Here is a 14,567-nt window from a genome sequence, read left to right as displayed (position 1 = left end):
ATTACCGCTTATTGATCGTCGAAATACCGCTCATGCCAATCCACCAACGGTTGTGGTGAGTTGAGCTTCTGGCCGTAGATCACCGAGTACGACAGCACGTTTTGCACATATTGGCGGGTTTCGTCGAACGGAATGCTTTCCACCCACACATCGAAGCTCAGGTGATCGGCGCCACGCAACCATTGACGTACGCGGCCGGGGCCGGCGTTGTAGGCGGCAGAGGCGAGGACGCGGTTGCCGTTGAACTGGCTGTGGACCTGGCTCAGGTAAGCGGCGCCGAGCTGAATGTTCTTGTCCGGATCGAACACTTGCTGCGGCGAAGCGAGGGGAATGCTGAACTTGCGCGCGGTTTCCTTGGCGGTGCCGGGCATCAGTTGCATCAGGCCGCTGGCGCCGACGCCGGAGCGCGCATCGGCCATGAAGGCGCTTTCCTGGCGGGTGATGGCGAATACCCAGCTCGAGTGCAGGCCACGGACCTTGGCTTCACGGACCAGGGTTTCGCGGTGGGCCATCGGGAAGCGGATATCCAGGTCGTCCCAGTACTTCGCCTGACTGATGGTGCGGATCGCCGGGAAATACCATTTCAGGTCGTAAGCCAGCTTCGCCTGGGCGACCATTTCGTCACGGCTGAAGTGCCGGCTGACGTGGTACCACTCGCGACGACCGTCGACGATCTGCCCGCGGGCATGGAATTCCAGGGCGCGTCGTATGCCGGGGGTATTGCGCACTTTGTTGATCAGCGCCTGACTGAGCACCAGCGGTTTGTTGTTCAGCGAATAGGGGGATTGCGAGCGGTCGGCCGCCAGGAAACCGTAGAAGTCGCGCTCGTGAGCCAGGTTCTTGTAAAGCGTTTGTGCTTCCGGATTCTGTGGCTGGGCCAGTTCAAGACTACGAGCCTGCCAGTAACGCCAGCGGTTGGTGGTGGCCAGATCCTGAGGCAGGCGGCGGGTCAATTGATAGGCATCATCCCAACGGGCCAGGCGCAATAGCAGGCGCAGGCGCCATTCAGAAACGGTGTTGTCCCGCAGCTCCGGGTCGTATTTGGTCATCACGTCCAGCGCGCGGCTGTCGAAACGACGAGCAAGGGTCAGCCCGATTTCCCGGGCAATCGCGACTTTTTCGTCGCGGGAGAAGTGCATGCTGTTGGCGTAACCGTCGAGCAGGGCCATGGCCTTGTCCGGATCCTGACGAGCCAGACGGCGCAGGCCGAGGCTGACGATGTCGGACATCGGTTCATCGGCCGGGGTGAAGCGCGACGGCTGATTGAGCAGCTCGGGTTTCTGCGCCACATCCACCAGCAGGCGACCGCGCGGGGCGAGGGTGCTCAGACCATTGATCAGGCTGTTGGCCAGCGCATAGTTGCGTGCCTGGGCGGCGAGTTTGGTGCGCTCCCAGCGTTTCTGCTCGGTCAGTTGACCCTCGGCGGCCCACATGCCGAACAAACCGTCGCAGGCGTCGGGCTGGGTTTTACCGGTCAGCCAGAGCTTTTCGGCGTTGGCATAGCCTTCGGTCTTGCGGTTATGGCTGATCTGATACTGCGCGTTCAGGCAGTCCAGTTCGGTGAAATTGAGTTTGGGATCATAATATTTGACGAAGGTTGCCCAGTCGCCGCGTTCGGCCAGCCAGCGCAGCCAGCGCAACTTCATCCAGTTGGCTTGCGGCAGGTCACCGTGTTCAGCGAGGAATTTCTCGATTTCGGCGTTGCTTGCGGTTTTCAGACGCGCGGTCAATTCGTCATATGCCAGATAGGGCTCCAGCGGATAATCGCGCAGGGCCTGGCTATAACGGAAATAAGGGCCGGAATCGCCTTTGGCCAAGGCACGCTTGGCTTCATCGTAATACTGGCGTTGGGTGGACAGGTCCACCGCCTGGGCGGATTGAGCGGCAGCGGCTGTAAGAAGCAAACACGAAAAAAGATTGAAAAGGCGACTGCGCATGAGACGTCCGGGCAGAGAAATCATGACAAGTGCCGGCGAGAGCGGCACTGAATTATCTGTAGCTTAGCCTTTTGCCAGCAGCGGGCGAAAGCTTTGCCGAGCTGTCGGCACAAGTTCGCAACAATTGTTGTGCAGAGTGCTTCGACATTGAAATTGCCGGCCTTCTGAAGCCTCAAGTCAGGTAGAATGCGCGCCCGGTTTTTGGAGAAGCTCATGACCCTGCTCAAATTCAGCGATGTGTCCCTTGCTTTCGGCGCTATGCCGTTGTTGGACAAGGTGTCCTGGCAGATCGCCCGTGGTGAGCGGGTGTGCATCATCGGCCGCAACGGCACTGGCAAGTCCAGCATGATGAAGCTCGTCAAGGGCGACCAGAAGCCTGATGACGGCTCTGTTTGGCGCGCACCTGGCCTAAAGATTGGCGAATTGCCCCAAGAATTGCCGGTAGCCGACGAGCGGACCGTGTTCGACGTGGTTGCCGAAGGCCTGGACGGTGTCGGCGAGCTGCTCGCTCAGTATCACCACCTGAGCCAGAACATCGTCACCGACGCCGACCTGGACAAACTGATGCACGTCCAGCATGACCTCGAAGCCCGCGACGGCTGGCGTTTGCAGCAATTGGTCGACAGCACCTTGAGCCGTTTGCAACTGCCGGCCGACAAGACCCTCGCCGAATTGTCCGGCGGCTGGCGTCGCCGCGTCCTGCTGGCTCAGGCCCTGGTTTCCGAACCGGATCTGCTGCTGCTCGACGAACCGACCAACCACCTGGACATCGGTGCCATCGCCTGGCTCGAAGACGCACTGAAGGATTTCCAGGGCGCCGTGCTGTTCATCACGCACGACCGTTCCTTCCTGCAAAACCTCGCGACCCGCATCCTGGAACTGGATCGTGGCGGCCTGATCGACTGGAACGGCGACTACGCCAGTTTCCTCGTGCACAAAGAGGCGTCTCTGGCTGCTGAAGAAACCGCCAACGCGCTGTTCGACAAGAAACTGGCCCAGGAAGAAGTCTGGATCCGCCAGGGCATCAAGGCTCGTCGCACCCGTAACGAAGGCCGTGTTCGCGCATTGAAAGCCCTGCGCGTCGAACGCAGCGAGCGTCGTGAACGCACCGGCAAGGCCAATATTCAGCTGGATACCGCCGACAAGTCCGGCAAGCAGGTGATGGTCCTCGAGAATGTGAGCTTCGCTCACCCGGGTGGCCCGTTCCTGATCAAGGATTTCTCGATGGTCCTGACGCGCGGCGACCGTATCGGTCTGCTTGGCGCCAACGGTACCGGCAAGACCACGTTGCTGAAACTGATGCTCAGCGGTCTGCAACCGACCAGCGGCAAGGTGGAAGAGGGGACGCGCATCGACGTGGCCTACTTCGACCAGTTGCGCCATCAGTTGGACCTGGAAAAGACCGTGATCGACAACGTGGCCGAAGGTCGCGATTTCATCGATATCGACGGTCAGAGCCGCCACGTGCTGAGCTACCTCGGGGACTTCCTGTTCAGCCCGCAGCGTGCCCGCACACCGGTCAAGGCGCTGTCCGGTGGTGAGCGTGCCCGTCTGTTGTTGGCCAAACTGTTCAGCAAACCGGCGAACCTGCTGGTACTCGACGAACCGACCAACGACCTGGACGTGGAAACCCTCGAGCTGCTGGAAGAGGTCTTGCTGACCTTCAACGGCACCGTGCTGATGGTCAGCCACGACCGGGCATTCCTCGACAACGTGGTCACCAGCACCCTGGTCTTCGAAGGCGAAGGCAAGGTTCGCGAATACGTCGGTGGTTATCAGGACTGGCTGCGTCAGGGCGGCTCGCCGCGCCTGTTGGGCGTGACCGAGAGCAAGTCCGGCAAGGCCGACCTGAACTCGGCTGTCGTCACCGCTGAACCAGTGCCAGTCGCTGCGGCAGTAGAGGCGCCGGTGGCAAAGAAAAAGCTCAGCTACAAGTTGCAACGTGAGCTGGAAATGTTGCCAAGTCAGATCGAAGCCATGGAGCAACAGATCGTGGTGGTTGAAGCACAGATGGCGGATGCCGGCTTCTATCAGCGTCCTGCTGCCGAGACGGCTGCGGTGATCGCTCAGCTTGAGCAGTTGCAGGCTGAACTCGACGTGATGGTCGAGCGCTGGGCCGAGCTGGATGCCTGATTGATCCGGCGATAAAAAAGCCCGGCTTCACTCACGTGAATGCCGGGCTTTTCGTAGGAGCTGCGGAAGACTGCGATCTTTTGATCTTCAAGAAAGCCAGAATCAAAAGATCGCAGCCTTCGGCAGCTCCTACAGGGGTGTTGTGTTATCAGCTTTTGATCAGGCGCACCGCCAGCACATCGCAAGGCGCGCCGTGCAGTACGTCATTGGCGGTGGAGCCGAGCAACAGTGCCAGACCATGTCGGCCATGACTGCCCACCACGATCAGGTCGCACGTTTGCTCCTTGGCGAGGTGGTGAATCTCCTGGCGCGGCTGGCCGTAGGTCAAGTGACTGTATTCCTTGGAGAGTTCCGGGTATTTCACGATCAATCGCTCAAGGCGCTCCTTGGCCTGATCGAACTGTTGCTGTTGCAACTGGGAAAGGTCCATCGGCACGTCGCCGCCAAAGGCCATCGCCATCGGTTCGACAATATGCACCAGGGACAGCTTTGCGCCATTGCTCACCGAGAGCTCGCGAGCTCGGTGGATGACAGGATCGCACTCTTCCGTTAGGTCTACAGCGACCAGAATATGGTGGTAGGGCATGAGGTGCTCCTCCTGAGGATTGCAATATTGGTAAGTATGGCTGGTTTCAAGCGCATTGGTTTCAAAGTGACTCAATGGGCTCATCAAGAATCGGGAGTACACATATGACGGTCTGGATAGTGGTGTCAATCCTGCTGGTGGTCTTGAGCCCGCTGGCCTGGTTGCGACCCTCTCGTACTCAGAGCGGGCGCATGGCCCTGCGTATGGAGGCGCGACGCATTGGCCTGGCCATGCAGCTGGCGCCCCAGGAGTGGCCGCACTGGCTGAACGAGGAGCCACCGAGCCCTTGCGCCCAGTACCATCGGCCGCGCCGTGGCACGCGACCGGCGTGCTGGAGTTACTGGCAGAAGGCGCCGGGTGTATGGGTCAATCAGTGGCAGGAGGTCTGTGAGGATGGGATGCTGCTGAATCATTTCGAAAAATTGCCTGCCAACGTCTACAAGGTCGAAGCAGACAAGCAAATGATTGCCCTGTATTGGGGCGAGAAGGGCGAGGCCGAGGTTCTGCAACAGATCGATGCCACGCTCAAAGCACTCGCCTGAAACCCGACCCCCTACAAAAGCAAGTGCCAGCGCCTGACAGGCAGGCAATAAAAAGCCCGACATCATCATCGGGCTGGGTTGGCCAGGCAGGCCGGTAATTCTTTGTGCGCTGATCTTACGCTGGGCATTCGTCAAAGCGTTCAAACTTTTTTCTTCAGGGTCCCGCCAGCGTAGCTTGTTAAACACAGGCTGCCGCTAATTAGGGCGACTTTTCTAACTATTGATTCTATGAATGGCCTCACATGCATCAGCGTGTTGCAGGGCTTCGTGGTACGGAAGTGACCGGAAAGTCGCGTTTCAACCAGTATTTTGGGCGATTGACAATTGCCGGAAATTCCGTGAAGGTGACATACCCAAATCAAACGGGCGTATGAATTGAGCGTTTGTATTACAGAGCGCTCCTACAGAATCCCGACTATCGCGTTGGCGGGTGTGCCGGGTGAATTGGCGTAGCATCGACGATAAACGTCCTTGCCGAGCCAGTCGCCTGCGTCCGACGTGTACTGTTCAGCTTCCATATCGTGGAGATCAGTTGATGATTTACGAAGGTAAAGCCATCACGGTTAAGGCTCTTGAAAGTGGCATCGTCGAATTGAAATTCGACCTCAAGGGTGAGTCCGTCAACAAGTTCAACCGTCTTACCCTGAACGAACTGCGTCAGGCTGTAGACACCATCAAGGCAGATGCTTCGATCAAGGGTGTGATCGTCAGCAGTGGCAAGGACGTGTTCATCGTCGGCGCCGACATCACCGAATTCGTCGACAACTTCAAGCTGCCGGATGCAGAGCTTGTTGCTGGCAACCTCGAAGCCAACAAGATTTTCAGCGATTTCGAAGACCTCAACGTCCCGACTGTCGCCGCGATCAATGGCATCGCATTGGGTGGCGGTCTGGAAATGTGCCTGGCGGCAGATTTCCGCGTCATGGCCAATACCGCCAAAATCGGTCTGCCGGAAGTCAAGCTGGGCATCTACCCAGGCTTCGGCGGTACTGTGCGTTTGCCGCGCATCATCGGTGCCGACAACGCTATCGAGTGGATTGCCGCCGGTAAGGAAAACCGCGCTGAAGACGCGTTGAAAGTCGGTGCTGTCGACGCCGTGGTCGCTCCGGAGAAATTGCAGGAAGCGGCTCTGAACCTGCTCAAGGGCGCCATCTCTGGCGAATTTGACTACAAGGCCAAGCGTCAGCCGAAGCTCGAAAAGCTCAAGCTCAACGCCATCGAACAAATGATGTCGTTCGAAACCGCCAAAGGTTTCGTGGCCGGTCAAGCAGGCCCGAACTATCCGGCACCGGTCGAAGCGATCAAGACCATCCAGAAAGCTGCGAACTTCGGTCGCGACAAGGCGCTGGAAGTCGAAGCCACCGGTTTCGTCAAACTGGCCAAGACCTCTGCCGCGCAGAGCTTGATCGGTCTGTTCCTGAACGATCAGGAGCTGAAGAAAAAGGCCAAGGCCTACGACGAAATCGCCAAAGACGTGAAGCAGGCCGCCGTATTGGGCGCCGGCATCATGGGGGGCGGTATCGCTTATCAGTCGGCCTCCAAAGGTACGCCGATCCTGATGAAAGACATCAACGAGCACGGCATCGAGCAAGGTCTGGCCGAGGCCGCCAAGCTGCTGGTGGGCCGCGTTGATAAAGGTCGCATGACCCCGGCGAAAATGGCCGAAGTGCTCAATGGCATTCGTCCGACCCTGTCCTACGGCGATTTCGGTCACGTCGACCTGGTCGTCGAAGCCGTTGTCGAGAACCCGAAGGTCAAGCAAGCCGTTCTGGCCGAAGTTGAAGACAAGGTCAAAGAGGACACCATCCTCGCGTCCAACACTTCGACCATTTCCATCACCTTGCTGGCCAAAGCCCTCAAGCGTCCGGAAAACTTCGTCGGCATGCACTTCTTCAACCCCGTGCACATGATGCCGCTGGTTGAAGTGATCCGTGGCGAGAAGTCCAGCGAAGTGGCCGTTGCCACCACCGTTGCCTACGCCAAGAAAATGGGCAAGAACCCGATTGTCGTCAACGACTGCCCGGGCTTCCTGGTCAACCGCGTGCTGTTCCCGTACTTCGGCGGTTTCGCCAAACTGGTCAGCGCCGGCGTGGACTTCGTCCGCATCGACAAGGTCATGGAAAAATTCGGCTGGCCGATGGGCCCGGCCTACCTGATGGATGTGGTCGGCATCGACACCGGTCACCACGGTCGTGACGTTATGGCTGAAGGCTTCCCGGATCGCATGAAAGACGACCGCCGTTCGGCCGTCGACGTGCTCTACGAAGCCAAGCGCCTGGGCCAGAAGAATGGCAAAGGCTTCTACGCCTATGAGACCGACAAGCGCGGCAAGCAGAAGAAAGTCGCCGATCCTTCGGTACTGGAAGTGCTCAAGCCAATCGTGTTCGAACAGCGCGAAGTCACTGACGAAGACATCATCAACTGGATGATGATCCCGCTGTGCCTGGAAACCGTGCGTTGCCTGGAAGACCGCATCGTCGAAACCGCCGCCGAAGCCGACATGGGTCTGGTCTACGGCATTGGTTTCCCTCCATTCCGTGGCGGGGCGCTGCGCTACATCGACTCGATCGGTGTTGCAGAGTTCGTTGCCCTGGCTGACCAGTACGCTGATTTGGGCGCGCTGTACCACCCGACCGCGAAGCTGCGTGAAATGGCCAAAAACGGTCAGAGCTTCTTCGGTTAAGCGCCCACACTAGAGCGAGAGTGAAAGTATATGAGCTTGAATCCTAGAGACGTCGTGATTGTCGACTTCGGTCGTACGCCGATGGGCCGCTCCAAGGGCGGCATGCACCGCAACACCCGCGCCGAAGACATGTCGGCGCACCTGATCAGCAAATTGCTGGAACGCAACGTCAAGATCGACCCGAGCGAAGTTGAAGACGTGATCTGGGGCTGTGTGAACCAGACTCTGGAGCAGGGCTGGAACATCGCCCGCATGGCGTCCCTGATGACGCAGATCCCTCACACCGCGGCCGGCCAGACCGTCAGCCGTCTGTGTGGCTCGTCGATGAGTGCTCTGCACACCGCTGCGCAAGCGATCATGACCGGTAACGGTGACGTGTTCGTGGTTGGTGGCGTCGAGCATATGGGCCACGTGAGCATGATGCACGGTGTCGATCCTAACCCGCACATGTCCCTGTATGCGGCGAAAGCCTCGGGCATGATGGGCCTGACCGCGGAAATGCTCGGCAAAATGCACGGCATTACTCGCGAACAACAGGACGCCTTTGGCGTGCGTTCCCACCAGCTCGCCCACAAGGCGACTCTGGAAGGCAAGTTCAAAGACGAAATCATCCCGATGCAGGGCTACGACGAGAACGGTTTCCTGAAACTGTTCGACTACGACGAAACCATTCGTCCGGAAACCACCCTGGAAAGCCTGGCGGCTCTGAAGCCGGCGTTTAACCCGAAGGGCGGCACCGTGACAGCCGGTACTTCGTCGCAGATCACCGACGGTGCTTCGTGCATGATCGTGATGTCGGCGCAGCGTGCCCAAGACCTGGGTATCCAGCCAATGGCGGTGATCCGTTCGATGGCAGTGGCAGGTGTGGACCCGGCGATCATGGGCTATGGTCCAGTACCGGCAACGCAGAAAGCACTGAAGCGCGCGGGTCTTGGTATCAACGATATCGATTTCTTCGAGCTCAACGAAGCTTTCGCCGCACAGGCGCTGCCAGTGCTGAAAGATTTGAAAGTGCTCGACAAGATGAACGAGAAGGTTAACCTGCACGGCGGCGCGATCGCCCTGGGTCACCCGTTCGGTTGCTCTGGTGCCCGTATCTCCGGCACTTTGCTGAACGTGATGAAGCAGAATGACGGCACCTTCGGGGTGGCTACCATGTGCATTGGTCTCGGCCAAGGCATCTCCACCGTCTTCGAACGCGTTTAAGCGTTTCGCTGATGGAAGCCGGGGCCAAGTGCCCCGGTTTTTGTTTTTCCGGATTTATTTTGTTTTTATTTTGAAAAAATTTCAGTGAGGGCCAAAACATGCCGATACAACCTGGGCTCTACGAACATTACAAAGGTCCGCAGTACCGCGTATTCGCTGTTGCGCGGCATTCGGAAACCGAAGAGGAAGTGGTCTTCTACCAAGCCCTGTATGGCGATTACGGCTTTTGGGTGCGTCCCTTGAGCATGTTCCTGGAGTCGGTCGAGGTTGACGGCGAACAGGTGCCACGCTTTGCTTTGGTGCAAGCCGAACCGAGCGTTTTTCCACAGCCATAAGGGGAGTGCGCGCAGAACCCTGTGCTTGACCTCACCTTGTAGCCACTATATATAGCGGTGCCGCGTCAGGCGCCAACCGCCTTTCACTTCTAGAATTCAGGAATTTTCTGATCCATGGGCAAATCGCTGGTCATTGTGGAATCCCCGGCTAAGGCCAAGACCATCAACAAGTATCTGGGTAACCAATACGTGGTGAAGTCGAGTATCGGCCATATCCGAGACCTGCCCACCAGCGGTTCGGCTAGCGCCAGCAAAGAGCCTGCCGCCAAGCGCGGCAAGGCCGCCGCAGGTGAAGGTCCGGTGCTCACGCCGAAAGAGAAAGCGCGCAAGCAGCTGGTCTCGCGCATGGGTGTCGATCCCGATCATGGCTGGAAAGCCAAGTACGAGATTCTCCCGGGCAAGGAAAAAGTCATCGAAGAGCTGCGCCGGCTCGCCAAAGATGCTGACACCATCTATCTCGCAACCGACTTGGACCGCGAGGGGGAAGCCATTGCCTGGCACCTGCGCGAAGCCATCGGTGGTGACGACAGCCGCTACAAGCGCGTGGTGTTCAACGAAATCACCAAGAAAGCGATCCAGGAAGCCTTCTCCAAACCGGGCGAGCTGGACATCGATCGAGTAAACGCCCAGCAAGCGCGTCGTTTCCTCGACCGCGTGGTGGGTTACATGGTTTCGCCGCTGCTGTGGGCCAAGGTCGCTCGTGGCCTGTCCGCCGGTCGCGTGCAATCGGTTGCCGTGAAGCTGGTGGTCGAGCGTGAGCGTGAAATCCGCGCGTTCAACCCGGAAGAGTATTGGGAAGTTCATGCCGACCTCGGCACTGCCAAGGGCGCGACCGTGCGCTTCGACGTGGCCCGCGAGAAAGGCGAAGCCTTCAAGCCGCTCAACGAAACCCAGGCCATGGCCGCGCTGGAAAAGCTCAAGGCTTCCAGCTACAGCATCGTCAAGCGTGAAGACAAACCGACCAGCAGCAAGCCGTCGGCGCCCTTCATCACCTCCACCCTGCAACAGGCCGCGAGTAACCGCCTGGGCTTCGGTGTGAAGAAAACCATGATGATGGCCCAGCGTTTGTACGAAGCCGGCTACATCACGTACATGCGTACCGACTCCACCAACCTCTCGGCCGATGCCGTGACGATGGCGCGTACCTATATTGAAGGCGAGTTCGGCAAGAAATACCTGCCGGAAAACCCGAACGTCTACAGCAGCAAGGAAGGCGCACAAGAGGCTCACGAAGCGATTCGTCCGTCCGACGCCAATACCGAGCCAAGCAAGCTGTCGGGCATGGAACGTGATGCAGAACGGCTCTACGAGCTGATCTGGCGCCAGTTCCTCGCTTGCCAGATGCTGCCGGCGCAATACCTGTCGACCACGGTCACCGTTGGTGCCGGCGACTTCGAGTTGCGTGCCAAGGGCCGCATTCTGAAGTTCGACGGTTACACCCGCGTCATGCCGCAAATTGCCAAGCCTGGCGATGACGACGTGCTGCCGGACATGGCCCAGGGCGACGCGATGAAGCTGATCAAGCTTGATCCGACCCAGCACTTCACCAAGCCGCCGGCGCGTTACTCGGAAGCGAGCCTGGTTAAAGAAATGGAAAAGCGCGGCATCGGTCGTCCTTCTACCTATGCCGCGATCATTTCGACCATCCAGGACCGCGGCTACGTGGCGCTGCACAACCGTCGTTTCTATTCGGAAAAGATGGGCGACATTGTCACCGAGCGTCTGGCCGAGAGCTTCTCCAATCTCATGGACTACGGCTTCACCGCCGGCATGGAAGAGAACCTCGATGACGTGGCTCAGGGCGAACGCGACTGGAAAAACGTGCTCGACGAGTTCTACGGCGACTTCAAGAAGAAACTCGAAGTAGCCGAAAGTGCCGAAGGCGGCATGCGCGCCAATCAGCCGGTGATGACTGACATTCCGTGCGTGTTGTGCGGTCGTCCGATGCAGATCCGTACTGCTTCGACGGGCGTGTTCCTCGGTTGCTCGGGCTATAGCCTGCCGCCGAAAGAGCGCTGCAAGGCCACCGTCAACCTGGTGCCGGGCGATGAAATCGCCGCGGACGACGAGGGTGAGTCCGAATCGCTGGTCCTGCGTGGCAAGCATCGCTGCCCGATCTGCAGCACGGCCATGGACGCTTACCTGCTCGACGAGAAGCGCAAGCTGCACATCTGCGGTAACAACCCGGATTGCTCTGGCTACGAAATCGAAGAGGGCACCTATCGCATCAAAGGCTATGAAGGTCCGAGCCTGGAGTGCGACAAGTGCGGCAGCGAGATGCAGCTCAAGACCGGCCGTTTCGGCAAGTTCTTCGGTTGCACCAACGCCACCTGCAAGAACACCCGCAAGCTGCTGAAAAGCGGTGACGCGGCGCCGCCGAAGATGGACCCGGTGAAGATGCCTGAGCTCAAATGCGAAAAGGTCAACGACACCTATATCTTGCGCGACGGTGCTTCCGGCTTGTTCCTGGCGGCCAGCCAGTTCCCGAAAAACCGCGAGACCCGTGCTCCATTGGTCATGGAGATCGTGCCGCACAAGGATGAGATCGATCCGAAGTACCATTTCCTCTGCGAAGCGCCGAAGAAAGATCCGGACGGTCTTCCTTCGGTCATTCGTTACAGTCGCAAGACCAAAGAGCAATACGTGCAGACTGAGGTTGACGGTAAACCGACTGGCTGGAAGGCGTATTACGACGGCGGCAAGTGGACGGTTGAAGACAAGCGTCCATCAGCCAAGGCTTAAAAGGCTGTACGCAAAAGGCCGCATGAGAACCCACGGGTTTTCATGCGGCCTTTTGTTTTGGGCTTGCGGGAAGCTCAGGTGATCCACGACACTGTCTGACCTGCGTGAAGCAATTATTTCGTTGTGGAGGCTGCCGTCATGGCCCACGAACTCTATACCCGTACCAACCAGAAGATTTATTTCGCCGGCCTGTCGCTGGAAGCGCTCGCCAAAGCCGAAGAGGGGCGGGCGATGAACTCCCTCGCGCTGATTCAGGCCGGGCGCGAATCGGCGTTGTTTCACCTGTACGGTGCGCTGTTGGGACTGTGCCATGAAATCGCCGGTTTCTATCGCCTGCCTCAGGCCAATGCGCCGCGGGCAGAGATGCTGCTGACCCGCGAAGTGCTCGAAACCATCGCTATTCCGGAAATGGCCGAGATGGTCGAACTGGCCCAAAACCCTGAAACCTGGCTGGCCAAATTGCTGTCGGCACATGCCGCACTGTTTCAGCCGCCTCGCGCGCCGCATAAGCCCAAGGGTGATGTGACGCAGCCGCTAATCCAGGCCGTTAATCTGGATGAAGAAGAGGCGCCGGAAGAGCTGAGTCGGGAAGAGCTGGAGAGCTGGCGTCAGAACCTTAAAGGTCTGGCGATTCGGTTTCGCGAAGGGTTAAACGAGTGCTGAAAGATTGAGTGTTTAGGGGCGGGTCCGCTCAAGGAAGAGTGATGTCAGAAATTTCTCTTCGTGATGGCATTTGGTCAAGATCCCGAGCGAAGCTTGGCTGATGCCTATATAATCCCCGCCTTTCGTGGAGAACAGACCTTTATGCCAACGTCCTTTCTAGAAATTGTCGAGTTACCAGACGGCCGAATCGAGCTGCGCAGGGCCGAGGACGAGGGTTCTCTGGTTACTTTGGATTTCTCCGAGGATGCCAAGGTTTTCCTGCAAGGCCAGCATGTGGAAGTCGCCAAGGCGATGTTGAGTGTCGGTGTTCAGATGGCAGGACGCCTGGTGGAAGGCGAATTTGATAAGGAAGAGGGGCCACGGGTTCTTCATTGATCCCGCCCGTCGGATTCTTCGAATACCTCTACAGATCGGCTTCTCTATCCCTGGAGAAGCCCCGCGCTGTTCAGCGCGCACCGTGTTTGTCAGTTAACCCAGTCGAATATTCAGACTTTGCGCATCCCCGATACGGGCAGCGCTGATCAACTGTTGCCGCGACGTTGTGCTCAGCGGGTTAAGCCAGCTGACGACTGTATGGCTGCGGCCAAGTCGCAAGGCTTCGCAGGTCAACTGCTGAGCGCTCTGCGTGCCGCGCGGTTGCAGGAGCAAAATGCGCTCACGGTTCAGGCCGGCGTCGCGTAACCAGGCTTGTGTCAGGCTGGCAGGCGGGGCGATGAGTGTCAGCCAGCGTGCATCCTGATCCTGGCTCAGTTCCCGGAGAATCGGTGCCAGAAGGTTCAGGCAGTTCCCGGCCGCGCCGCGCAGTGACAGCTCGCTGAAGACTTCGGGCTCGGCGCTCCAGGGCGATTCGACTACGTCCTTCAGGATCGGCGCCAATGGCTGCGCCATGAACGCCTCAAACAACGGCAGTTGGGCTTGCTGTGGAGTATGTGGGAACTGCATAAAGTCTCCTTTAGCGGCGAATCACGCCGACACTCAAGCCTTCGATGACCAGCTCCTGATCTTTCAGGTTGACTTCGATAGGGGCGAATTCAGGGTTTTCGGCAATCAACCAGACCTTGCTGCCATCGCGCTTGAAGCGCTTGACGGTCACTTCGTCACCGATTCGCGCCACCACGATCTGGCCGTTGCGGGCTTCGCGGGTGGTATGAACGGCCAGCAGGTCACCGTCGAAAATGCCGACATCTTTCATGCTCATGCCATGGACCCGCAGCAGATAGTCAGCGCGAGGATGAAAGAATGAAGGATTGATGTTGCAGGATTCTTCGATGTGTTGCTGGGCGAGAATTGGCGCACCGGCAGCCACGCGGCCGATGATCGGCAAGCTGGACTCGTCGGCCTTGGCTTCGAAGCCGGGGATGCGGATGCCGCGGGAGGCGCCCGGAGTCATCTCGATCGCCCCCTTGCGGGCCAGCGCCTTGAGGTGTTCTTCCGCCGCATTGGGCGACTTGAAACCCAGTTCCTGAGCGATTTCCGCGCGGGTCGGCGGGTAGCCGTTGTCTTCAAGGCAACGTTTGATGAAGGCCAGAATCTCTGCTTGGCGTGGCGTCAGCTTTAGCATATTGATCGCTCTGTCTTTTTATACAGTGACTGGGATTATATACAGTGAACCGGTCTTGGCAATGCCCCTTTTTTCGCCGGGCGCTGGACGGTCATTTTGCTCGCTGATTGATGCGCTGCTGTTGTATGGTTAAATACCTGACCGACCATTCCCAAAACGAACCGCCAGACTTGACAAGG

General features: G+C 58.5%; 12 protein-coding genes. 8 read left to right on the top strand and 4 right to left on the bottom strand.

Annotation, left to right across the window (positions count from 1 at the left end; genetic code table 11):
- Positions 1-8: 8 nt before the first annotated feature.
- The gene (locus tag AB7M26_RS25360; RefSeq protein WP_429377215.1) at positions 9-1,937 is read right to left on the bottom strand and encodes a transglycosylase SLT domain-containing protein; all 1,929 of its coding nucleotides are present in this window, start codon (positions 1,935-1,937) and stop codon (positions 9-11) included.
- A 213-nt stretch (positions 1,938-2,150) separates the two neighbouring features.
- Between AB7M26_RS25360 and AB7M26_RS25355 the strand changes: the two genes are divergently transcribed.
- Positions 2,151-4,070 (top strand): ATP-binding cassette domain-containing protein, encoded by a 1,920-nt coding sequence (locus AB7M26_RS25355; RefSeq protein WP_429386647.1) that lies wholly within the window; start codon positions 2,151-2,153, stop codon positions 4,068-4,070.
- Positions 4,071-4,218: 148 nt separating this feature from the next.
- On the opposite strand, the gene AB7M26_RS25350 is transcribed toward AB7M26_RS25355, so the two are convergent.
- Positions 4,219-4,656, bottom strand: coding sequence for a universal stress protein (locus AB7M26_RS25350; protein WP_030128421.1), 438 nt, complete (start codon positions 4,654-4,656; stop codon positions 4,219-4,221).
- A 104-nt stretch (positions 4,657-4,760) separates the two neighbouring features.
- Between AB7M26_RS25350 and AB7M26_RS25345 the strand changes: the two genes are divergently transcribed.
- The 7 genes from AB7M26_RS25345 to AB7M26_RS25315 all read left to right on the top strand — a co-directional run bounded on the left by AB7M26_RS25345 (position 4,761) and on the right by AB7M26_RS25315 (position 13,202).
- Positions 4,761-5,198, top strand: a complete 438-nt coding sequence (locus AB7M26_RS25345; RefSeq protein WP_123496483.1) for a hypothetical protein — start codon at positions 4,761-4,763, stop codon at positions 5,196-5,198.
- Positions 5,199-5,733: 535 nt separating this feature from the next.
- Positions 5,734-7,881: a fatty acid oxidation complex subunit alpha FadB gene (fadB, locus tag AB7M26_RS25340; RefSeq protein ID WP_429377212.1), complete on the top strand. Its 2,148-nt coding sequence runs from the start codon at positions 5,734-5,736 to the stop codon at positions 7,879-7,881.
- Between the two features lie 30 nt (positions 7,882-7,911).
- Complete coding sequence (gene fadA / locus AB7M26_RS25335; RefSeq protein ID WP_429386643.1) at positions 7,912-9,087, top strand: acetyl-CoA C-acyltransferase FadA; 1,176 nt, start codon at positions 7,912-7,914, stop codon at positions 9,085-9,087.
- Positions 9,088-9,185: 98 nt separating this feature from the next.
- Positions 9,186-9,422: a DUF1653 domain-containing protein gene (locus AB7M26_RS25330; RefSeq protein ID WP_007907781.1), complete on the top strand. Its 237-nt coding sequence runs from the start codon at positions 9,186-9,188 to the stop codon at positions 9,420-9,422.
- A gap of 114 nt (positions 9,423-9,536) precedes the next feature.
- Positions 9,537-12,164 (top strand): type I DNA topoisomerase, encoded by a 2,628-nt coding sequence (gene topA / locus AB7M26_RS25325; RefSeq protein ID WP_123496489.1) that lies wholly within the window; start codon positions 9,537-9,539, stop codon positions 12,162-12,164.
- A gap of 138 nt (positions 12,165-12,302) precedes the next feature.
- Positions 12,303-12,827 carry a DUF6586 family protein gene (locus tag AB7M26_RS25320; protein ID WP_008073064.1) on the top strand — a complete coding sequence of 175 codons (525 nt, stop codon included), beginning with the start codon at positions 12,303-12,305 and terminating at the stop codon, positions 12,825-12,827.
- Positions 12,828-12,968: 141 nt separating this feature from the next.
- A complete protein-coding gene (locus AB7M26_RS25315; protein WP_007907774.1) occupies positions 12,969-13,202 on the top strand; it encodes a hypothetical protein in 234 nt (77 codons plus the stop codon).
- A 93-nt stretch (positions 13,203-13,295) separates the two neighbouring features.
- Here the strand turns inward: AB7M26_RS25315 and sulA are convergent, their stop codons facing one another.
- Complete coding sequence (gene sulA, locus AB7M26_RS25310) at positions 13,296-13,769, bottom strand: SOS-induced cell division inhibitor SulA (protein WP_123496491.1); 474 nt, start codon at positions 13,767-13,769, stop codon at positions 13,296-13,298.
- 10 nt (positions 13,770-13,779) lie between these two features.
- The gene (gene lexA, locus AB7M26_RS25305) at positions 13,780-14,388 is read right to left on the bottom strand and encodes a transcriptional repressor LexA (RefSeq protein WP_007907770.1); all 609 of its coding nucleotides are present in this window, start codon (positions 14,386-14,388) and stop codon (positions 13,780-13,782) included.
- Positions 14,389-14,567: the final 179 nt, after the last annotated feature.

It is taken from the genome of Pseudomonas sp. F-14 TE3482 (assembly GCF_053629455.1).
This window is presented reverse-complemented; position numbering and strand designations above follow the sequence as displayed.

What these genes read in the sequence shown, in the direction of transcription:
- AB7M26_RS25315 (WP_007907774.1), top strand. Translation starts at nt 12,969, where the DNA reads ATGCCAACGTCCTTTCTAGAAATTGTCGAGTTACCAGACGGCCGAATC.
- AB7M26_RS25355 (WP_429386647.1), top strand. Translation starts at nt 2,151, where the DNA reads ATGACCCTGCTCAAATTCAGCGATGTGTCCCTTGCTTTCGGCGCTATG.
- fadB (WP_429377212.1), top strand. Translation starts at nt 5,734, where the DNA reads ATGATTTACGAAGGTAAAGCCATCACGGTTAAGGCTCTTGAAAGTGGC.
- AB7M26_RS25360 (WP_429377215.1), bottom strand. Translation starts at nt 1,937, where the DNA reads ATGCGCAGTCGCCTTTTCAATCTTTTTTCGTGTTTGCTTCTTACAGCC.
- AB7M26_RS25330 (WP_007907781.1), top strand. Translation starts at nt 9,186, where the DNA reads ATGCCGATACAACCTGGGCTCTACGAACATTACAAAGGTCCGCAGTAC.
- lexA (WP_007907770.1), bottom strand. Translation starts at nt 14,388, where the DNA reads ATGCTAAAGCTGACGCCACGCCAAGCAGAGATTCTGGCCTTCATCAAA.
- topA (WP_123496489.1), top strand. Translation starts at nt 9,537, where the DNA reads ATGGGCAAATCGCTGGTCATTGTGGAATCCCCGGCTAAGGCCAAGACC.
- AB7M26_RS25320 (WP_008073064.1), top strand. Translation starts at nt 12,303, where the DNA reads ATGGCCCACGAACTCTATACCCGTACCAACCAGAAGATTTATTTCGCC.
- AB7M26_RS25350 (WP_030128421.1), bottom strand. Translation starts at nt 4,656, where the DNA reads ATGCCCTACCACCATATTCTGGTCGCTGTAGACCTAACGGAAGAGTGC.
- AB7M26_RS25345 (WP_123496483.1), top strand. Translation starts at nt 4,761, where the DNA reads ATGACGGTCTGGATAGTGGTGTCAATCCTGCTGGTGGTCTTGAGCCCG.
- sulA (WP_123496491.1), bottom strand. Translation starts at nt 13,769, where the DNA reads ATGCAGTTCCCACATACTCCACAGCAAGCCCAACTGCCGTTGTTTGAG.
- fadA (WP_429386643.1), top strand. Translation starts at nt 7,912, where the DNA reads ATGAGCTTGAATCCTAGAGACGTCGTGATTGTCGACTTCGGTCGTACG.